Raw genomic sequence first — 20,584 nt, 5'->3', positions numbered from 1 at the left:
TATCCCTTGAAGCCGCGCCGATGACCGCCGCCCTGGACGCACACTCAAAGTCGCTCGCGGCGGCCGATTACACCTCGATGACGACCGCGCCGCCCTGGCCACCGCCCGCGCACATCGCGGCCACCCCGATCCCGCCACCGCGACGGCCTAATTCGTGCACCAGCGTGGTCAGCATCCGCGCGCCAGTGGCCGCGATCGGATGGCCCAGGCTGCACCCGCTGCCGTAGATGTTGACCCGATCCTCGTCGAGACCGTACTCACGGCACGCCGCGATCGGGACTGACGCGAACGCCTCGTTGATCTCCCACAGCGTGACGTCGGCGGGCGACAGCCCGGCGCGGTCGAGCACTTTGCCGATCACCCGGACCGCCCCCAGTCCGGTGTCCCGGGGTTGGACGCCGACCGATGCCCACGTCTTGACCGTCCCCAGCACGGTCAGCCCGGCCGAGCGGGCAAAGCCGTCGTCGGCCAGGGTCAAAGCGGCTGCTGCGTCGTTGGTGCCGCTGCTGTTACCGGCGGTGACGGAGAAACCCTCGATCTCGGGGTGCAACACCTTCAGTGACGCCAACTTCTCCAGACTCGTGTCGCGGCGCGGATGCTCGTCGACACTGAACTCCACGAGCGCATCCTGAGGTCCTTGAATTTTCAGCGGCACGATCTCGTCGACGAACGCACCACCGTCGATCGCCGCGACCGCACGCTGGTGTGACCGCAGCGCCCAGGCGTCCATCTCTTGCCGAGTGATACCGACGGCTTGTGCGGTGTTCCAGCCCACCGTGATGGACATGTCGCGGGTGGGCGCATCGGGCGTCTCGACGTGGGTCGGCGGCATCCACCGCTCCTCGAACTCCAGGCTTGGGCCCGGGATGCGCCAGTTCATCAGAGGACCTGTCGACAACGACTGCACTCCGCCGCCCACCACTACCCGCTCGACACCCGAACCGATGTGGGCGGCGGCGTTTGCGACTGCGGTCAGACTGCCTGCACAATGCCGGTTGACGGCCTGGCCGGGCACCGAGACCATTTCCGAGGCGGCAGCCGCGTAACGTGCCAAATCGCCACCGCCGTAATGCGACTCGGCAAAAATCACGTCATCGATGACAGCTGGCTCGACACCGGATCGCCGGACTGCTTCGGCCAGCACGGTGGTGGCGAGCACTTCGGCGGGAGTGTTGACCAGCGAGCCTTTAAAGGACGTCCCAATTGCAGTCCGGACGGCGCTGACGATAACGGGCTTGGGCATAGTCAGCAATGGTAACAACTACCGTATTGGCAACGATAACCTGGGCACCGCCGCGAGGCTTACGATCGCACAGTGACCGTGCCCTTCGGTTGGGACTTGCCCTACGACTGGCCGCGCAAGCCCGTCTTGGCGCGCAACGTGGTGTGCACATCACAGCCGTTGGCCGCGCAGGCCGGACTTCGGATACTGGCCGACGGCGGTAGCGCGGTGGATGCGGCCGTGGCCGCGGCCATCAGCCTCACCGTGGTGGAACCGGTATCCAACGGCGTCGGGTCGGACGCCTTCGCGATCGTCTGGGACGGCGATCGGCTGCACGGGTTGAACGGGTCGGGTCGCTCTCCTGCGGCGTGGACGCCGGAGTACTTCGGCGGCAACGGTGTTCCCGCATTCGGCTGGAACTCGGTGACCGTCCCCGGGGCGGTGTCAGCGTGGACCGAATTGCACGCCCAGTTCGGGAAACTACCGTTTGACCGGCTCTTCGAGCCGGCAATCTCCTATGCCCGCGAAGGTTTTCTGGTGTCGCCGACGGTGGCGGCGCACTGGGCGATGCAGCTCCCATTCTTCAAGTCCCAGGCCGGGTTTGCGCAGTACTTCATGCCCGGAGGCCGCGCACCGGGCCCCGGCGAGGCTGTCAGCTTTCCCGATCTTGCGGCCACGCTGGAGAAGATCGCGGCCAGCAACGGCGAGGCGTTCTATCGCGGAGAACTGGCGGCTCAACTCGAGGCGCATGCGACGGCCCACGGCGGTGCGATGCGGGTCAGCGACCTGGCTGCCCACCGAGCCGACTGGGTGGGCACCATCAGCCGCGACTACCGCGGCTACACCATCCACGAGATCCCGCCCAACGGTCAGGGGATCGCCGCATTGATCGCGCTCGGCATCCTCGAGCAATTCGACATGTCCGCCTTGCCAGCCGATTCCGCCGACAGTGTGCATCTGCAGATCGAAGCGATGAAGCTCGCCTTCGCCGATACTCAGGCTTACGTCGGCGACATCGACCACATGCCGTTACGTCCGGAGAGCCTGCTCGACGAGGAGTATCTGGCAGACCGGGCGAGGATGATCGACCGCAAGCAGGCCCAACCTGTCAACGCCGACGCGCCAAAAGGCGGCACGGTGTATCTCACGGCGGCCGATACCGCGGGGATGATGGTCTCGATGATCCAGTCGAACTACATGGGATTCGGGTCCGGTGTGGTGGTGCCGGGCACCGGGATCTCGTTGCAGAACCGCGGCGTGGGTTTCGTTGCGACGCCGGGACATCCGAACCGGGTTGGGCCGAATAAGCGTCCCTACCATACGATTATCCCCGCCTTTATGACCAAAAACGGTGCTCCGGTCATGAGCTTCGGGGTCATGGGCGGAACCATGCAGCCGCAGGGTCATCTGCAACTTATCGTCCGCATCGTCGACCACGGCCAGAACCCCCAGGCGGCTTGCGATGGCCCCCGGTTCCGCTGGCTGCAGGGCATGCAGGTGAGCTGCGAGCAGGGTTTTCCGCCGTCCACCCTCAGTGAACTGCAGCGCCGTGGCCACGAGTTGGCGGTCGTTGACGACTACAACCAGTTCGGCAGCTGCCAAGCCATCTGGCGACTCGACGACGGCTATCTGGCGGTGAGCGATCCGCGCCGCGACGGCCAAGCGGCAGGGTTTTAGGCGCGGACCCTACCCTGGGCGGCCGCCAGGCCGATGTCGGTGCGAAAGTGACTACCGGGCAACCGAATTGAACCCAAGGCGTCGTAGGCGGCCGCGCGTGCGGCGTCCAGGTCGGCGCCGATGCGCACAACCGAGAGAACCCGGCCGCCCGACGAGACCACCGCGCCGTCGTCGCGGCGGGCCGTTCCGGCATGCAACACGCCGTCTGCGTCGGCCCCGACAATGACGTCGCCGAGTCGCGGCCGGCCCGGATAATTCTCCGCTGCCAACACCACCGTCACCGCCGCACCATCCCGCCAGCGCAGTTCCCCGTAGCCGGCCAGCTCACCGGTGGCTGCTGCATAAAGCAGTTGCCCCAACGGTGATTCCAGCAGCGCCAGCACCGATTGCGTCTCGGGATCGCCGAAGCGGCAATTGAATTCGATCACCGCGGGCCCGTTCGCGGTGATTGCCAGACCGGCGTACAACAATCCCGTGAAGGGGCTTCCACGCTGGACTAGTTCCGCCGCAACGGGTTCCACGATTCGGGTGACCATATCGCGATAAACGTCGTCGGACAGCCAGGGCAGCGGCGCGTAAGCGCCCATACCGCCGGTATTGGGCCCGGTATCGCCGTCACCGACTCGCTTGAAGTCCTGCGCGGCCAGCAACGGAACCACGGTTGTGCCGTCGACCACGCAGAACAGCGAAACCTCGGGGCCGTCCAGGTAGGACTCCAGCAGCACAGGGTGGCCGGCCTCGAGCAGACTGGCCGCGTGGGCACGCGCCATGCTGCGGTCCGCCGTGACCACTACGCCTTTACCGGCAGCCAATCGGTCGTCTTTGACGACCCAGGCTCGGTTGCCGGCCGTCGGCCCGAACCGATCCAGTGCCGCATCCAAATGCGCGGGGTTGTCCACGATCTCACTCGAAGCTGTGCGCACGCCGGCGGCGGCCATCACATCTTTGGCGAACGCCTTCGAGCCCTCGATCCGCGCCGCGTCCTTGCTGGGGCCGAAACAGGCGATGCCCGCGTCACGGAGAGTGTCGGCCACCCCGAGCACCAGCGGGACCTCCGGGCCGATAATCACCAGGTCGGCCGCAACCTGCCGGGCCAGCGCGACGACATCGTCGCCAGAGGTGATGTCAACTTCGTGCTGGTCGGCCAGCGCAGCGGTGCCGGCGTTTCCCGGCGCAATGGCCAGCGCGTCAACCTCGGGGTCGTCGCGGAGCGCCAGGAGCAGCGCATGTTCACGGGCACCTGAGCCGATCACCAGGACACGCACGAAACCTCACCTTAGCCGAGTGACATGGACCCGCCGGACCGGAATCCGGCGGCCATACACTTGACGCTGGAGTGTATGGTCTAGTACAAATGTGGTTCACGTCACGCATGAAGGGTGGTGTCAGGTGACCACGACGCAAAGTGCCTGCCCGTTCGGGGCCGGCTTCGACTTCACCGATCCGGACGTCCTGCTGCGCGGGATTCCGATCGCCGAGTTCGCCCAGCTGCGCAAGACCGCGCCGGTGTGGTGGAACGAGCAGCCGCCGGGCGCGACGATCTTCGACGACGGCGGCTATTGGGTGATCAGCAAGCACCAGCACATCAAGGACATCTCCCGGGACAACGATGTGTGGTCGACGAATGTGAACGGTGCCGTGATGCGGCTACCCGACGGCACGACGCGCGACCAGCTCGAACTCACCAAGGCGCTGCTGATCAACCACGACCCACCAGAGCACACCCGGCTGCGCAAGCTGGTGTCCCGGCTGTTCACTCCACGGTCGGTCGCGGTCTTGGAGGAGAAGCTGGCCTCGGCAGCCCACGACATCGTCAAGGCCGCCGCCGAGAAGGACAGCGGCAACTTCGTCGACGACATCGCGATGGAACTACCGTTGCTGGCGATCGCGGATCTGATCGGGGTTCCCGAAGACGATCGGGAAAAGTTGTTCCACTGGACCAACGCGATCATGAACACCGACGACCCGGACTTCGAAACCGATTACGCGATGGCCAACGCCGAATTGATGGGCTACGCCTACACGATGGCCGAGGAGCGCCGGCGCTGCCCGGCTGACGACATCGTCACCAAGTTGATCGAGGCCGACGTCGACGGGGAGTCGCTGGGCGAGACCGAGTTCGCGTTCTTCGTGATCCTGCTGGCGGTGGCCGGCAACGAGACCACCCGGAACGCCATGACGCACGGCATCAATGCTTTTGCCGAAAACCCAGAACAGTGGGAGATCTTCAAGCGCGACCGGCCCGAAACCGCGGTCGACGAGATCGTGCGCTGGGCGACGCCCGTGCATTGTTTCCAGCGCACCGCCAAAGTGGACACCGAGATTGGCGGCGTGGCGATCAAACAGGGTCAGCGTGTCGGCCTGTTCTACAGCTCGGCCAACTACGACGAAGACGTTTTCGACAAGCCGTTTGAGTTCAACGTTCTGCGCAACCCCAACCCGCATCTGGCATTCGGCGGGCAAGGAACGCACTACTGCATCGGCGCAAACCTGGCCCGCATGGAGATTCGGCTGATTTTCGACGAGATCGCCAACCAGATACCAGACATCAGCAAATTGACAGAGCCCCAACGGCTTCGGTCCGGCTGGATCAACGGCGTCAAGGATCTGCACGTCTCGTATCACGGCTAGTGCGCACGCACGGCTGGGGCGGCGCAGCCCCGACTAGCGACGAGGAGGCCGTCGCACGGATCCTGGCCGCAGCGAGCCAGGCCATCGATGCGCGCGGCGCCGACATCAGCATCGCTGATGTGGCCCGCACGCTGGGTGTGACGCGACAAACCGTCTACCGCTACTTTCCGAGCACCGACGCGCTGCTGCGCGCGGCGGCCACCCAGGCGGCCGCCGGCTTTCTGGACCGGTTGGCGGCACACGTGTCGGGCATCACCGACCCGGTGGAAGCGGTAACCGAAGGAATCGCCACGGCCCTGGAGTGGCTGCCCAGCGACAAACACATCGGCCTATTGCTCGCCGACGACCGTGGCAACGCTTTCACCGCCGATGTCACGTCCGAGGTGGCTCTGCAGTTCGCTAATGCGATGTTGCGACGATTCGATGTCGATTGGGCTGCAGCGGGTTTGACCGATAACGACGTGGCTGAACTGGGCGAACATTTGCTGCGGATCATTCAGTCGTTCGTGATCGATCCCGGACGCCCGCCCCGGCGCGACGGCGAGCTTCGCCGATACCTGCGCCGCTGGGTCGGCGCGACGGTAGCGGGTTAGCCCTTGCCCTGGTGCATCCGCACCGCGTCGTCGACGTTGGCCTTTTTGTCCTCGGAGGCGCCTTTGGCGGCGGCCTTCTTGCGCTTTGCCACGGTGGTGTCGACCGCGCCGTTGAGTGCCGAGCCAAGCGGGAAGCCCAGATAGTGGGTCAAAAAGACCGCCATCTCCTTCAGTTCGGTCTCGGTGAGCTCTCCATTGAGCAGTGCGGCGTTGATCTGGATCTCGGCCAGGTCGCGGTTTCCGATTGCGGTCACCGCCGTCAACGTCATAATGCGCTTGTCGCGCATCGACAATCCCGGCCGGGTCCAAATGCTGCCGAACAGGTGATCGACGGTCAGGTCGAAGTAGGCGTCGCCCTCGATGTTGGGCATTTCCCAGCCGTAAACCTCGTTCATTTTCTCGAGGCCCTTGCGGCGTAACTCGTCCATGACGTCTCCAATCAGTCCGACGTGTGCGGCACGCCGAGGTCGGTGGCTAGCCGCTGAAGTGCCACCTTGGCCAGCGGCAGCTCCACCGACACCGCCTCGCCCAACCCCAGTGCCAGGCTCAGATCTTTCTCGCCGAGTTCGCGGGCATGCAGGAACGGCTGGTACAGGAAGTTTTCTGCCTCAATGGGTTTCATGTCATCCCGGACCATGATCGCGCCGGCACCGCTGGTGAGCGCGTCGGTGTGTCGCACCACTCGGCCCAGCGCCTGCAGATCCAGCCCGGCCGCCTCGGCGAGTTTCATCGCTTCACACGCCGCGGCGTAGGAGGTGAACGTCAACATATTGCGGGCCAGCTTCATTCGGGTGCCCGCACCCGGCTTCCCGGCGTGGATGACCATTGATGCCCATTGCTTGAACGCCGGTTTGATCCGCTCGTACACCTCGCGTTCGGCGCCCACCATGGTGGCCAGTTCGCCCTTCTCGGCGGCACCAGCGCCACCACTGACCGGGGCGTCGACGATGTGAATGTCTTGCGACTTCAGCTCTTCGGCCAATTCGACAGCTGTTGTGTCACTGATCGTCGAGTGGATCGCGATGACGGTACCCGGCTTTGCGTTGGCCGCCAGCTCGGCGACGACCTCGCGGACCTGCTCGTCGTTGAGCACGGTGACGCTGATGAGATCGGCGGCCGCGATGTCGGCCACGCTGTCGGCCAATGTGGCGCCGGCCTCGGCCAGCGGTGTCATCGCTTCGGTCCGCACGTCAAAGACCGTGAGCCCGCCGGGCCAGCCGACCAGCCGCTTGGCCATCGGCGCCCCCATGTTGCCCAGCCCGATGTAGCCCAGCCTTAAATCGTTGGTCATGATCGGAAAATCTGTCCGCCGTCGACATTGAAGATCTGGCCGGTGATCCAGGAGGCCTGGTCGGATAGCAGGAACAGGCACATGCCGACCAGATCATCGGGAGTTCCCATCCGGGGCAGCGGGAGGCCCTTGACGATATCGTCCACGATCTCTTTGGGGGTCGTGGTCCGGTTGGCCTCGGTGTCGATGGGGCCCGGCGCAATGGCGTTGATCCGGATGTTCTGGCCACCCAGTTCCCGCGAAAGTTGTTGGGTCAAACCATTGATGCCGACCTTGGCCAGGCCGTAGAAGTTCGAGTAGAGCCAGGCCGCGGTCGACGATTGGTTGATGATTGCGCCGCCGCCGCGCTTGGCCATCTTCTTGTACACCGCGCGGGTGCACCACAGGGCGCCGTCGAGGTTGACGCTCATGAACTTCTTGTAGTACTCCGGGTCAATGGTGAGCAGGAAATCCAACTTCATGCCCCCGAATATCGCGGCGTTGTTCACCAGATAGTCGATACCGCCAAACTCGGACAGCGTTCGGTCAGCCATTGCCTTGGCCGAAGCCGGGTCGGAGACGTCGACGGGAATGCTGATGGCCGTGCCGCCGTCGGCGGTGATCTGTTTGGCCACGCCCTCGGCAGCCTCGGCGTTGATGTCGGCCACCACAACCGCCGCGCCTTCACGAGCCAGCGCCTCGACATACGCCTGACCGATGCCGCCACCGGAACCGGTGACGATTGCCACCTTGTTCTCGAATCTCATACTTCCCTCTCTAGCCGGGTGTTAGACCCCGACAGCTATAAGCTTGGTCTCGAGATACTCCTCGAAGCCCGCCAGGCCCATCTCGCGGCCGTTACCGGATTGCTTGTAGCCGCCGAACGGGGCGTCGGCCGAGTACCAGACACCGCCGTTGACGGTGACCGTGCCGACCCGCATGCGGGACGCCACCGCGGCGGCGCGGTCCGGGTCGGCGCTCATCACGGTGCCCGACAGTCCGTATGGCGAGTCATTGGCGATCCGCACCGCGTCGTCGTCGCCGTCGTGGGCGATGACGGTGAGCACCGGCCCGAAAATCTCCTCGCGCGCCACCCGTGCGTCGTTGCCCAGCCCGGTGATCACCGTCGGCTCGATGAAGAAGCCGGCTGTCCTGTCTGCCGGTCGGCTGCCACCGCATGCGAACGAACCGCCTTCTGCCACAGCCAGATCCAGGTAGCTTTGTACCCGGTCGCGCTGGCGTGCCGAGATCAGCGGACCGCAGATGGTCCCTGGATCGGTCGGATCGCCGGGCTTGATCGACGACATGGTGCCCGCCGCGATGGCGACCGCCTCGTCGTAGCGGGCTCGCGGCACGACCAGCCGGGTGGTGATTGCGCAGCCCTGCCCGGCATGCATGCAGGCCGAGAACGCCGACACCGAAGCGGCGCCGGCCATGTCGGCGTCGTCGAGCACGACAAACGCCGATTTGCCGCCCAGTTCCAGGAAGACCTTCTTGATGGTGGCGGCAGCGTCAGCCATCACGCTGCGGCCGGTGGCCGTTGAGCCGGTGAACGTAACCATGTCCACCCGTGGGTCTTTCGCCAACAGAGCACCGACGCTGTGGTCGCTGGAGGTGACGATGTTGACCACACCGGGCGGAAAGTCGGTGTGCTCGGTGATGAGTTCTCCCAATACCGCTGCGCACCATGGGGTGTCGGGCGCGGGCTTCAACACGACGGTGTTGCCCGCGGCCAGCGCAGGCCCGAGCTTGGCGAGGTTGATCTGGTGTGGGAAGTTCCACGGGGTGATGGCACCGACGACGCCGACGGCTTCCCGCGCGATCGTGCGGCGGGTGGGGATGCCCATTGGAGACGCCTCGCCGAGATCCTGGTGCCACGGGTAGGACTCGGCGGTGTCCGCGCTGAATGCGAGGTCGTCGACCGGCCCTTCGAGTTGGGCGCTGGCGGTGAGCATGCGCGGCGCCCCGACCTCGGCGATCGTGATGTCACGCAGTTGCTCGACGTGTTCGCGCATCGCGTCACGCAATTGGCGCACGCACCGCACGCGCAACTCGGTGTTGCGTGACCAATCGGTCTCGTCGAAGGCGCGGCGCGCCGCTTCGACGGCTCGGCCCATGTCGTCGGCATTGCCGTCGGCCGCCGTTCCCAACAATTCCTCGGTGGCCGGGTTGATGGTCGGGAAGGTGCCCGCGCTGCCGGGCGCCAACTTGCCGTCGATGAGCAGAGCGCTGACTCCGTCGGCCAGTAATGCCATCGTTTGATCCCGCCTTCTACGGTGGACAGTTGTCCGGAATAATCCAGTCGAACCATAGCGGTCCGGCTGCGCAAGGTGCAAGGGCCGGCTGGGCACGACGATCGCACCATGGTTCTACGGCACTTCATGCTGCTGTTTTATGGGACGGGCTTGCCTGATGGCGCGTCCGTCGGATAACTTGGACAAGTGTCTAGCGATGTAGTGGTAGCGATCACGCCGGATCGTGACCGCCCGACCGGGGAGACGCCGCGCAACCGTCGGCAAGAAGAGACGTTCCGTAAGGTCTTGGCCGCCGGGGTCGAAGTCCTGCGAGAGAAGTCCTACGCCGATTTGACCGTCCGCACGGTGGCCGCGCGGGCCAAAGTGGCCCCGGCGACCGCGTACACGTACTTCTCGTCGAAGAACCATCTGATCGCCGAGGTCTACCTCGACCTGGTGCGTCAGGTGCCCTACTTCACCGATGTCAACGATCCGATGCCGGTGCGGGTGGACAAGGCGCTGCGACATCTGGCGTTGGTCGTCGCCGACGAGCCCGAAGTCGCGGCGGCATGCACGACGGCGCTGCTCGGCGGCGGCGGCGCCGACGCTGCGGTCCGTACCGTGCGCGATCGCATCGGCGCGGAGATCCATCGCCGCATCACGTCGGCGATCGGCCCGGATGCCGATCCCCGCACGGTTTCGGCACTCGAGATGACTTTCTTCGGCGCGCTGGTCAACGCCGGCAGCGGCGCCTTCACCTACCACCAGATCGCCGATCGGCTGGCCTACGTGGTGGGTCTGATCTTGGGAGAAAGCCGATGACCGTACAGTCGCCCGAGCTTTTACTCGATCCCTACGACTACGACTTCCACGAAGATCCGTACCCGTACTACCGGCGGCTGCGAGACGAAGCCCCGCTGTACCGCAACGACGAGTTGAAGTTCTGGGCGTTGTCGCGCCACGGCGATGTGCTGCAGGGCTTCCGCAACAGCATCGCGCTGTCGAATTCCTATGGCGTGTCCCTGGATCCGGTTTCGCGCACCCCGGACGCGCACAAGGTGATGTCGTTTCTGGCGATGGACGACCCCGGCCACCTCCGGCTGCGCACGCTGGTGTCCAAGGGTTTCACCCCGCGCCGGATCCGTGAACTCGAACCGCGGGTGATCGAGCTGGCGCGCATGCACCTCGACACCGCACTGCAGTCTGAAAGCTTCGACTTCGTCGCCGAATTCGCCGGCAAGCTGCCGATGGACGTCATCTCCGAACTGATGGGCGTGCCCGAGCCGGACCGTGCCCGCATCCGCGAGCTGGCTGACGGCGTGATGCACCGCGACGACGGTCTGGCCGATGTCCCGGCATCGGCGATCCAGGCATCGGCCGACCTGATGGTCTACTACGCCGACATGGTCGCCCAGCGACGCAAGAAGCCGTCGCAGGATTTGACGTCGGCCCTGCTGGAAGCCGAGATCGACGGGGATCGCCTCAGCGACCAGGAGATCATGGCTTTCCTGTTCTTGATGGTGGTCGCCGGCAACGAGACGACGACCAAATTGCTGGCCAACGCCGCGTATTGGGGTTTCCAGAATCCCGACCAGCTGGCGAGCGTGTACGCCGACCATTCCAAGATCCCGCTGTGGGTGGAGGAAACGCTGCGGTATGACACCTCCAGTCAGATCCTGGCCCGCAGCGTGGCCGGCGAGCTCACGCTGTATGAGACCACGCTGTCCGAAGGTGACACGCTGCTGTTGCTGCCGGGTTCGGCCAACCGCGACGACCGGGTCTTCGACCAGCCCGACGAGTACCGCATCGGCCGCGAGATCGGCTCCAAGCTGGTCAGTTTCGGCAGTGGCGCGCACTTCTGCCTGGGCGCACATCTGGCCCGGATGGAGGCGCGAGTAGCACTTACCGAACTGTTGAACCGGATCCGTGGCTATCAGGTGGACGAGGCGAACGCCGTGCGCGTCCACTCCAGCAACGTACGGGGATTCGCCTGTCTGCCGATCACCGTGGAGACCATGTAAATGCCTCGCTTCCAACCACACCCGGCACGTCGGCCCGCCATCGTCGCCGGTGCGTCGTCCGGCATCGGTGCCGCCACCGCTGTCGAGCTCGCCGGTCGCGGCTTCCCAGTAGCGCTAGGCGCCCGCCGTGTCGAGAAATGCCAGGAGCTGGTCGACGAGATCCAAGCACACGGCGGCGAGGCCGTCGCGCTGCACCTCGATGTCACCGACCCCGAGTCGGTCAAGGGCTTCGTCCACCAAGCGACCGAACAGCTCGGCGACATCGAGGTGCTGATCACCGGCGCCGGTGACACCTTCTTCGGCCGGCTGGACGAGATCAGCACCGACGTCTTCGAATCGCAGGTGCAGATCCACCTCATCGGCGCCAATCGGTTGGCTACCGCGGTGCTGCCCGGAATGTTGGAACGCCAGCGCGGTGATCTGATTTTCGTCGGGTCCGACGTCGCGCTGCGCCAGCGTCCGCACATGGGCGCCTACGGCGCGGCCAAGGCAGCGTTGCTGGCCATGGTGACCAACCTGCAGATGGAGCTGGAGGGCAGCGGGGTGCGTGCTTCGATCGTGCATCCGGGCCCGACGAAGACCGGCATGGGCTGGAGCCTGCCGCCCGAATCGATCGGGCCGATGCTCGAGGACTGGGCCAAATGGGGGCAAGCCCGCCACGACTACTTCCTGCGCCCGTCGGACTTGGCCCGCGCAATCGCGTTCGTCGCCGAGACACCGCGCGGTGGGTTCGTCACGTCGATGGAGATTCAACCCGAGGCGCCGCTGTCCAGCGCGCCCGCCGAACGTCAGCAACTGAAGTACCCGGAGGAACCGTGACAAGCCCAGAGCTCAAAGATGTTCCACGAGTGTCGGGCGGCCAGGAGGAGCACGGCCACCTCGAGGAGTTCCGCACCGACCCGATCGGCCTGATGCAACGCGTGCGCGACGAGTGCGGCGACGTCGGCTGGTTCCAGCTGGCCGGCAAGCAGGTGGTGTTGCTCTCCGGTGCGGAGGCCAACGAATTCTTCTTCCGGTCCAGCGACGACGACCTCGACCAGGCCGAGGCGTATCCGTTCATGACACCGATCTTCGGCACGGGCGTGGTGTTCGACGCCAGCCCCGAGCGGCGAAAGGAGATGCTGCACAACTCCGCGCTGCGTGGCGAGCACATGAAAAGCCATGCCGTCACCATCGAGCGCGAAGTGCGCCGGATGATCGAGAACTGGGGTGACAGCGGCGAGATCGATCTGCTGGACTTCTTCGCCGAGCTGACCATCTACACCTCGACTGCATGCCTGATCGGACCGAAGTTCCGCGAGCAACTCGATGCCCGGTTCGCGCACCTCTACCACGAACTCGAACGCGGGACCGACCCGTTGTGTTACGTCGATCCGTACCTGCCAATCGACAGCTTCCGTCGTCGCGACGAAGCTCGGATAGGGTTGGTGGCGTTGGTTCAGGAGATCATGAACGGCCGAATGGCCAATCCGCCTGCCGACAAGGCGGATCGGGACATGCTCGACGTGCTGGTGTCGATCAAGGACGACGACGGCAACCCGCGGTTTTCCGCCGACGAGGTCACCGGGATGTTCATCTCGCTGATGTTCGCCGGTCATCACACCAGTTCGGGTACCGCGTCGTGGACGCTGATCGAGTTGATGCGCCACCCGGATGTCTACGCGGGCGTGATCAAGGAACTCGGTGAGCTCTACGCTGATGGCCAATCGGTGAGTTTCCATGCGCTGCGCCAGATTCCGAGGCTGGAGAACGTGCTGAAGGAGACGTTGCGGCTGCATCCGCCGCTGATCATCCTGATGCGAGTGGCTCATGGCGAATTCGAGGTGGCAGGCCACCCGATTCACCGAGGCGATTTCGTCGCCGCATCACCGGCAATCTCCAACCGGATCCCCGAGGACTTCCCCGACCCGGACGACTTCGTGCCCGAACGTTATGACGAGCCACGCCAGGAAGATCTGATCAACCGCTGGACCTGGATTCCGTTCGGCGCAGGGCGACATCGGTGCGTGGGGGCGGCATTCGCCACTATGCAAATCAAGGCCATCTTCTCGGTATTGTTGCGCGAGTACGAGTTCGAGATGGCCCAGCCGTCGAATAGCTATCGCAACGACCATTCCAAAATGGTGGTGCAGCTGGCCCAACCTGCCAAAGTGCGCTACCGCCGTCGCGCCGGGGACTGATGATGGGCTATCACGTGAAGGCCGACCTCGACCTGTGCCAGGGACACGCGATGTGCGAACTGGAGGCCCCCGACTACTTCCGGGTGCCCAACCGCGGACAAGTCGAAATCCTCGACGACGAGCCGCCCGAAGCGGCCCGCCGACAAATCGAGCAAGCCGTGTGGGCCTGCCCGACTCAAGCCCTATCGATCCAGGAGACAGGAGAATGACGGTGGCCGGATTTTCCCGTGCTGAACTCGAACAGTGGGTGCAGGCCTGGCTTCAGGCCAACAAAGACTGCGAGAAGTCAGGCGACTGGAAGCCGCTGGCAGACTTCTACGCCCCCGAGGCGACCTACGGCTGGAATATCGGCCCGAAAGAAGACGTGATGTGCGTCGGCATCGACGAGATCCGCGACATCGCGCTCGGCCTGGAGATGCAGGGTCTGGAGAACTGGCAGTACCCGTATCAAAAGGTGATCATCGACGACCAGCAGGGCGAAATCGTCGGCTTCTGGAAACAAGTAGTGGTCGACGGCGGCGGCGGTCAACAGGAGATTTACGGCATCGGCGGCAGCTGGTTTCGGCTGGGCGCCGACAAACTCATCGAGTGGCAGCGCGACTTCTTCGACTTCGGCCATGTCCAGACGCTGTACATGGACCTGATGAAGGCCGGAAAACTGTCGGCGGGCATGCAGAAGCGGATCGAGCGCAGCCTGGCCGGTGAGAAGCTGCCCGGCTACTACCCGCTTGGAAAGACCCCGGTACCGCTGTGGTGAGCCACGTCACTACGCTGACGCTCGAGTCCTGACAAACAAGCTGAAAGCAGGTTCGCGGTGAAAACAAAGGGCGCGCTGCTCTGGGAGTTCAACCAGCCGTGGTCGGTCGAGGAAATCGAGATCGGCGACCCGCGCAAGGACGAAGTCAAAATCCAGATGGAAGCGTCGGGGATGTGCCACTCCGACCACCACCTGGTGACGGGCGGCATCCCGATGGCCGGGTTCCCGGTGCTCGGCGGCCACGAGGGCGCGGGCATTGTGGTCGAAGTGGGCGAGGGCGTCGAAGACTTCGCGGTCGGCGACCACGTGGTGCTGTCCTTCATCCCGTCCTGCGGGAAGTGTCCAACCTGTCAGGCCGGCATGCGCAACCTCTGTGATCTGGGTGCCGGGCTGCTGAACGGCGCATCAGTGACCGACGGCAGCTTCCGCGTTCAGGCCCGCGGCCAAGACGTCTACCCGATGACACTGTTGGGGACGTTCTCGCCGTACATGGTGGTGCACAGGAGTTCGGTGGTGAAGATCGACCCGTCGATCCCGTTCGAAGTGGCCTGCCTGGTGGGCTGCGGTGTGACCACCGGCTACGGTTCGGCAACCCGGACCGCCGACATCCGCCCCGGCGACGACGTCGCGATCGTCGGTATCGGCGGCGTCGGCATGGCAGCGCTGCAGGGTGCGGTCAACGCCGGTGCCCGCTACATCTTCGCGGTCGACCCGGTGGAGTGGAAACGCGACCAGGCGCTGAAATTCGGTGCCACTCACGTCTATCCGGACATCGAAGCCGCGCTGCTGGGCATCATGGAGGTCACCGCCGGCTTGATGGCCAAGAAGGTGATCATCACCGTCGGCGAACTGCATGGCGTCGATGTCGACAACTACCTGAACATCACCGCCAAAGGCGGCACCTGTGTGCTGACCGCGATCGGCAGCCTGCTGGACACCCAGGTGACGCTGAACCTGGCGATGTTGTCGCTGATGCAAAAGAACCTGCAGGGCACCATCTTCGGTGGCGGCAACCCGCAATACGACATCCCGCAGCTGCTGTCGATGTACAAAGTGGGCAAGCTCAACCTCGATGACATGATCACCCGGCAGTACAAGCTCGAGCAGATCAACGACGGCTACCAGGACATGCTGGACGGCAAGAACATTCGCGGCGTCATCCGCTACACCGACGACGATCGGTAGCGACATGACCGGCCCGCTGCGGGTGTTCCAGGTGGCGTCCGGGAACGTCGGGACCGAGATGGTCAAACGGATCGCCCGCCGCCCTGATCTGGAACTGGTCGGATTGCATTGCTATTCGCCGGGCAAAGTGGGCCGCGACGCCGGGGAAATCGCCGGTATCGAGCCGATCGGGGTGACCGCCACCACGACGGTCGACGACATCATCGCGGCCCGGCCGGACTGCGTCACCTTCCACGGCGTATGGCCGGATTTGTCGCTCTACGAGCAGGTGCTGGCGGCCGGGATCAACGTCGTCACCACGGCGGACTGGGTCACGGGCTATCACCGCGACACCAACCACCGCTTACCGGACGGCCGCAGCGAGTCCGAGGTGCTGCAGGCGGCATGCCTGCGCGGGAACTCCACGTTTTACGGCACCGGGATGAACCCTGGTCTGGCGCAGATCCTTACGATCGTGCACAGCGCCGACGTGGCCGATATCGAGAACGTCACCTGCATCGAATCGGTGGACGTGTCGTGTCACCATTCGGCTCCGACGTGGGCGAATTGCGGTTTCGGCCGGCCGGTCGACGATCCGGAGATTCCGCGGCTGCTGGAGCGGGGCACCCGGGTGTTCGAGGACGGGGTGCGGCTGATGGCCGACTGTCTCGATATCACGCTCGACGAGGTCGGGTTCAACTACGAGTTGGGCGCTTGCACCAAGGATGTGGATCTGGGCTGGTATCAGTTGCCGGCCGGGTCGGTCGGCGGCGCGGCATTCCAGTACGTCGGCCTCCTCGACGGAGTACCTCGGGTGGAGTTGCATCTGGAATGGCAGATGACGCCGCATACCGACCCGCACTGGGACATTCAGGGCTGCTACATCACCAAGATCCAGGGCGATCCGTGTATCTACAGCAAGCATTTGATCCTACCCAAGCCGGGAACCGACTTTTCGTCGTCTGAAGCGTTCGCGGCGATCGGCATGACGGTCACCGGGCTGCCGGCTCTCAACGCAATCCGGGCGGTTGTCGGCGCGCCACCGGGCATCGTCACCAGTGCCGATCTGCCGTTGCGCGCATTCGCGGGCACCTTCAGCAGGTGAGCCGCTTTCCGAACCTGCTGCAACCGGGGCGCATCGGTGCCATGATGCTGCGCAACCGGCTGGTGATGTCTCCGATGGAGACGATGTACGGCACACCTGACGGGCTGCCGTCGCCGCGCACCTGTGACTACTTCGCTGCACGCGCGCAAGGTGAGGTTGGCTTGATCACTGTGGGCGCCACCGGCGTTGACCCTCGGCATCCGGAAACCCCGGGCGGCTTGCATTTGGGCACCGACGCCGCAATCGATGCGCACCGCAGGCTGGTGGAAGCGGTGCACGAGCACGGCGCCAAGATTCAGCCGCAGATCGTGCACGCCGGGCCCGACGGCTTGGGACCGGAAATGCACCAGGTGACGTCACTGGGTCCGTCGGTGATCCCGTCGTATCTGACCGGACGGCCCTCGGAGGAGATCAGCACACGACAGCTCACCGAAGTACTCGACTTGTTCAGGGCTGCGATACGTCGCGCCGCCGAAGCCGGCTACGACGGCATCGAACTGCACGCGGCGCACGGCTACATGTTGCTGGGCTCGTTCCTTGCGCCGCAGCGCAATCGACGCACCGACGACTACCGCGGCGACTCGGTGCGCGGCCGAATCCGGATCGTGCTGGAGACACTGGCGGCAATCCGCTCCGAGGTCGGCGACGCGTTGCCGATCACGTTGCGGATCTCCGGATACGAGCGGGTGGCCGGCGGCCGGCCGATTCACGAAACCGCACAGGTGGCACCGGAATTAGCGGCCGCCGGAGTCGACGCCTTCCATGTCAGCGGCGGGGTGATCGACCGGCTCGTCACCCAGATGGTCAACGGCGCCGACGACGGCGACGCACTCAACGTGGGCGCAGCCGCCGCGGTCAAAGAGGTGGTCGACGTACCGGTGATCGCCGTCGGCCGCATCCACAACCCGGGGCGCGCCGAAGAAATCCTGGCCGACGGTCGCGCCGATTTCATCGCAATGGGGCGGCCACTGCTCGCCGACGCTGAGCTGCCGCGAAAGCTCCGGATGGGCCAGGCGCGCCGCATTCGCACATGTATCTCGTGTGAGAACTGCATCGACGCCATGGAACAGCGGTTTTCGGTCGACTGCGCGGTCAATCCGCGTACCGGTAAAGAACGCGACTTGGCTGCCCAGCCGGCCGGGCACGCCAAGCGGGTGGTGGTGATCGGCGGCGGTCCGGCCGGCTTGGAAGCCGCGCGTGTCGCATCCGAACGGGGACACCGCGTCACGCTGTTCGAGCGCGCTGGGCAACTGGGTGGCGCATTACGTTGGGCCGCGATCCTGCATCCGGAGAACGAGCCGTTTCTGCGATACCTGCGCGACGAGATCAGGATCAGCACCACCAAAGTCGTGCTGGGCCAGGCTGCTTCGATAACCGACGTCGTCGAGCTGAAACCGGACGCGGTGGTGGTGGCCACCGGCGGCCGCATCGTTGTCCCGGCGATCCCGGGCGATCACCTCCCACACGTGCAGACCGGACCGGCGTTGCGCCAGATGCTGGCCAAATGGACACCGCGGCTGGTGTCGCCGAAGGCAGTCCGATTCGCCACCCGCGCATGGATGCCGATGGGACGGCGCGTCGCAATCATCGGAGGTGACTTGGTCGCCCTGGAACTCGCCGAATTCCTGGCGAAAAGGGGACGTTTCGTGTCGATTCTCGAATCCGGCAAGTCCATCGCGCCGGAGGTGGGCAGCAAGCGCAAAGTCGAACACATGGATCGTCTCGACCGCCTCGGAGTCACCGTGCACGTCCGAGCGGCCGTCGAACGCATCGCTGACGACGCGGTGGTCTTCACTCCGGCGGGAGGCACAACCCGTCAGCTGGCTGTCGACACCGTCGTCATGGCAGGGACGCCCGAGCCCGACACCGCCGTGTTCGACGCAGTGGTGGCTGCCATGCCCGACGCCGAAGTACATGCCGCCGGGGACTGCACCGGGTTGGGACTGATCCGCAAGGCAACCGAGGACGGCGCCCGTGCCGCCTGCGCCATTTGATGATTGGAGAGAGAAAATGTCAGAAGAAGCAGTGCAACAATTGCCCGCGCTGGCTGCGTCACAGTCGTCGTGGCGCTGCGTGCAAGCCCATGACCGGGAGGGCTGGTTGGCGTTGATGGCCGACGACGTCGTCATCGAGGACCCGATCGGCAACGCGATCACCAACCCGGACGGCACCGGCGTCCGGGGCAAGGATGGGGTCACCGGGTTCTACGACACCAACATCGCCGCCAACCAGCTGACGATCACTTGCGAAGAGACGTTTCCTTCCAGCTCACCCAACGAGATCGCCCATATCCTGGTGCTGGACAGCAAGTTCGACAACGGAATCACCAGTTCGGTGCGCGGCGTGTTCACCTACCGTGTCAACGACGCCGGACTGATCACCAACATGCGCGGCTACTGGAACCTCGACGCGATGACATTCGGCACCCCGGAGTGAGCCGGCTGCTGGCCGGCCGCGCTGCCGTCGTGGTCGGCGGGTCCCGGGGTATCGGGAGGGCGGTAGCCGGCTTGCTGGCCCAGCACGGCGCGGCTGTGGTGGTCAACGGCCGAGATGCCGCCACCGCTCAGGCCACTGCCGAGTCGATCACCGCCGAAGGTGGCCGCGCGGTGGCTCACCCGGGTTCACCAGCCGACCAGACGATTGCAGAAGCGTTGGTGGACAGATGTATTGACGATTTCGGCGCCATCGATATCTTGGTGAACTGCGCGGGCATCGCCGAGCCACCGGGTTCGTCGATCCTCGACATCAGCGCAGCGCAATTTCGCGAGCTGCTCGACGCGCACGTGGGCACGGTATTCGCCACCTGCCGCGCGGCCGCCCCGAAGATGGCCGCTCAGGGCAGCGGCAGCATCGTCAACACCAGCTCGATGGCTTTCCTCGGCGATTACGGCGGCACTGGATATCCCGCCGGCAAAGGCGCGGTGAACAGCCTGACCCTGGCGATCGCCGCCGAACTCAACGAACACCGAGTCCGCGCCAATGTGGTGTGCCCCGGCGCGAAGACGCGGTTATCCACCGGGCACGACTACGAAACGCACATCAGGGAACTGCACCGGCGGGGCTTGCTGGACGAGATCAGCATGCGCGGATCGCTGGACGTGGCGTCACCGGACTACGTCGCGTCGACGTATGTCTATCTGGCCAGCAACCTGGCCGCGCAGGTGACCGGTGAAATCTTTGTCGCTGCAGGTGGTTTCATCGGTCGGTTTCCGCGGCCGTCGCCGGCCTTCATCGCATACCGCGACCACCACGACTCGCCGCCGTGGTCGGTGACGGAGTTGGCCGGGCTGATCGGTGGCTGCACCGACGTTAAGCTTTGACGCATGGCCACTGTGTTCACCAAAATCATCAACGGCGAAATTCCGGGACGGTTCGTGTATGAGGACGACGAGATCGTCGCGTTCTTGACCATCGAGCCGATGACGCAAGGGCACACGCTGGTAGTGCCGCGCGCAGAGATCGACAACTGGCAAGACGTCGACGGCGCTGCGTTCGCCCGCATCATGGCGGTGGCGCAGCTGATCGGCAAGGCGGTGTGCCGAGCCTTCAGCACCGAGCGGTCCGGCGTCATCATCGCCGGGTTAGAGGTTCCGCACCTCCACGTGCATGTCTTCCCGACCCGCAGGCTCAGCGATTTCGGCTTCGCCAACGTCGACCGCAACCCGTCGCCGCAATCCCTCGATGAGGCGCAGCGCAAGATCAAGGCGGCGCTGGCCGAACTGACATAGGC

21 protein-coding genes are annotated in these 20,584 nt (G+C 65.0%); 15 read left to right on the top strand and 6 right to left on the bottom strand.

Features of this window, described 5'->3' with window-relative positions; genetic code table 11:
* Positions 1–67: 67 nt before the first annotated feature.
* Positions 68–1,243, bottom strand: coding sequence for a thiolase family protein (locus tag AC5Y42_RS17730; RefSeq protein WP_499899904.1), 1,176 nt, complete (start codon positions 1,241–1,243; stop codon positions 68–70).
* 72 nt (positions 1,244–1,315) lie between these two features.
* Between AC5Y42_RS17730 and AC5Y42_RS17725 the strand changes: the two genes are divergently transcribed.
* Complete coding sequence (locus AC5Y42_RS17725; protein ID WP_499899903.1) at positions 1,316–2,899, top strand: gamma-glutamyltransferase family protein; 1,584 nt, start codon at positions 1,316–1,318, stop codon at positions 2,897–2,899.
* Here the strand turns inward: AC5Y42_RS17725 and purD are convergent.
* Complete coding sequence (gene purD, locus AC5Y42_RS17720) at positions 2,896–4,164, bottom strand: phosphoribosylamine--glycine ligase (RefSeq protein WP_499899902.1); 1,269 nt, start codon at positions 4,162–4,164, stop codon at positions 2,896–2,898. The two genes, AC5Y42_RS17725 and purD, sit on opposite strands and share 4 nt — an antisense overlap.
* Positions 4,165–4,288: 124 nt before the next feature.
* On the opposite strand from purD, the gene AC5Y42_RS17715 reads away from it, so the two are divergent.
* Positions 4,289–5,530, top strand: a complete 1,242-nt coding sequence (locus AC5Y42_RS17715) for a cytochrome P450 (protein ID WP_499899901.1) — start codon at positions 4,289–4,291, stop codon at positions 5,528–5,530.
* Entirely contained in the window at positions 5,530–6,123 is a 594-nt protein-coding gene (locus AC5Y42_RS17710; RefSeq protein WP_499899900.1) for a TetR/AcrR family transcriptional regulator, read from the top strand. Before AC5Y42_RS17715 ends, AC5Y42_RS17710 begins: the two co-directional genes overlap by 1 nt.
* Here the strand turns inward: AC5Y42_RS17710 and AC5Y42_RS17705 are convergent.
* From AC5Y42_RS17705 to AC5Y42_RS17690, 4 genes are read right to left on the bottom strand one after another with little or no spacing between them, the layout of a single operon-like run.
* Positions 6,120–6,551, bottom strand: coding sequence for a carboxymuconolactone decarboxylase family protein (locus tag AC5Y42_RS17705; protein ID WP_499899899.1), 432 nt, complete (start codon positions 6,549–6,551; stop codon positions 6,120–6,122). The two genes, AC5Y42_RS17710 and AC5Y42_RS17705, sit on opposite strands and share 4 nt — an antisense overlap.
* 11 nt (positions 6,552–6,562) lie before the next feature.
* Positions 6,563–7,414: an NAD(P)-dependent oxidoreductase gene (locus AC5Y42_RS17700; RefSeq protein ID WP_499899898.1), complete on the bottom strand. Its 852-nt coding sequence runs from the start codon at positions 7,412–7,414 to the stop codon at positions 6,563–6,565.
* Positions 7,411–8,160 (bottom strand): SDR family oxidoreductase, encoded by a 750-nt coding sequence (locus tag AC5Y42_RS17695; protein WP_499899897.1) that lies wholly within the window; start codon positions 8,158–8,160, stop codon positions 7,411–7,413. Before AC5Y42_RS17695 ends, AC5Y42_RS17700 begins: the two co-directional genes overlap by 4 nt.
* Positions 8,161–8,181: 21 nt before the next feature.
* Positions 8,182–9,648 carry an aldehyde dehydrogenase gene (locus tag AC5Y42_RS17690; RefSeq protein ID WP_499899896.1) on the bottom strand — a complete coding sequence of 489 codons (1,467 nt, stop codon included), beginning with the start codon at positions 9,646–9,648 and terminating at the stop codon, positions 8,182–8,184.
* A gap of 186 nt (positions 9,649–9,834) precedes the next feature.
* On the opposite strand from AC5Y42_RS17690, the gene AC5Y42_RS17685 reads away from it, so the two are divergent.
* The 12 genes from AC5Y42_RS17685 to AC5Y42_RS17630 are packed head-to-tail and all read left to right on the top strand — an operon-like array spanning position 9,835 to position 20,582.
* Positions 9,835–10,449, top strand: a complete 615-nt coding sequence (locus tag AC5Y42_RS17685; RefSeq protein WP_499899895.1) for a TetR/AcrR family transcriptional regulator — start codon at positions 9,835–9,837, stop codon at positions 10,447–10,449.
* Positions 10,446–11,648 carry a cytochrome P450 gene (locus AC5Y42_RS17680; protein WP_499899894.1) on the top strand — a complete coding sequence of 401 codons (1,203 nt, stop codon included), beginning with the start codon at positions 10,446–10,448 and terminating at the stop codon, positions 11,646–11,648. Before AC5Y42_RS17685 ends, AC5Y42_RS17680 begins: the two co-directional genes overlap by 4 nt.
* Entirely contained in the window at positions 11,649–12,467 is an 819-nt protein-coding gene (locus tag AC5Y42_RS17675) for an SDR family oxidoreductase (protein WP_499899893.1), read from the top strand. It abuts the gene before it with no gap.
* Positions 12,464–13,828 (top strand): lanosterol 14-alpha demethylase, encoded by a 1,365-nt coding sequence (gene cyp51 / locus AC5Y42_RS17670; RefSeq protein ID WP_499899892.1) that lies wholly within the window; start codon positions 12,464–12,466, stop codon positions 13,826–13,828. The genes AC5Y42_RS17675 and cyp51 overlap by 4 nt, the downstream gene beginning before the upstream one ends.
* 2 nt (positions 13,829–13,830) lie before the next feature.
* Entirely contained in the window at positions 13,831–14,037 is a 207-nt protein-coding gene (fdx, locus tag AC5Y42_RS17665) for a ferredoxin Fdx (protein ID WP_499899891.1), read from the top strand.
* Positions 14,034–14,585 (top strand): Cif family virulence factor, encoded by a 552-nt coding sequence (locus AC5Y42_RS17660; protein WP_499899890.1) that lies wholly within the window; start codon positions 14,034–14,036, stop codon positions 14,583–14,585. Before fdx ends, AC5Y42_RS17660 begins: the two co-directional genes overlap by 4 nt.
* Positions 14,586–14,642: 57 nt before the next feature.
* Positions 14,643–15,770: an NDMA-dependent alcohol dehydrogenase gene (locus AC5Y42_RS17655; protein ID WP_499899889.1), complete on the top strand. Its 1,128-nt coding sequence runs from the start codon at positions 14,643–14,645 to the stop codon at positions 15,768–15,770.
* Between the two features lie 4 nt (positions 15,771–15,774).
* Positions 15,775–16,854 carry an NAD(P)H-dependent amine dehydrogenase family protein gene (locus AC5Y42_RS17650; RefSeq protein WP_499899888.1) on the top strand — a complete coding sequence of 360 codons (1,080 nt, stop codon included), beginning with the start codon at positions 15,775–15,777 and terminating at the stop codon, positions 16,852–16,854.
* A complete protein-coding gene (locus AC5Y42_RS17645) occupies positions 16,851–18,848 on the top strand; it encodes an FAD-dependent oxidoreductase (RefSeq protein ID WP_499899887.1) in 1,998 nt (665 codons plus the stop codon). Before AC5Y42_RS17650 ends, AC5Y42_RS17645 begins: the two co-directional genes overlap by 4 nt.
* A 16-nt stretch (positions 18,849–18,864) precedes the next feature.
* On the top strand, positions 18,865–19,290 hold the full coding sequence (locus AC5Y42_RS17640; RefSeq protein ID WP_499899886.1) for a ketosteroid isomerase family protein: 426 nt from the start codon (positions 18,865–18,867) through the stop codon (positions 19,288–19,290).
* Positions 19,287–20,174 carry an SDR family NAD(P)-dependent oxidoreductase gene (locus AC5Y42_RS17635; RefSeq protein ID WP_499899885.1) on the top strand — a complete coding sequence of 296 codons (888 nt, stop codon included), beginning with the start codon at positions 19,287–19,289 and terminating at the stop codon, positions 20,172–20,174. Before AC5Y42_RS17640 ends, AC5Y42_RS17635 begins: the two co-directional genes overlap by 4 nt.
* Positions 20,175–20,177: 3 nt before the next feature.
* Entirely contained in the window at positions 20,178–20,582 is a 405-nt protein-coding gene (locus AC5Y42_RS17630; protein WP_499899884.1) for an HIT family protein, read from the top strand.
* Positions 20,583–20,584: the final 2 nt, after the last annotated feature.

It is taken from the genome of Mycobacterium sp. NGS48 (assembly GCF_059812585.1).
This window is presented reverse-complemented; position numbering and strand designations above follow the sequence as displayed.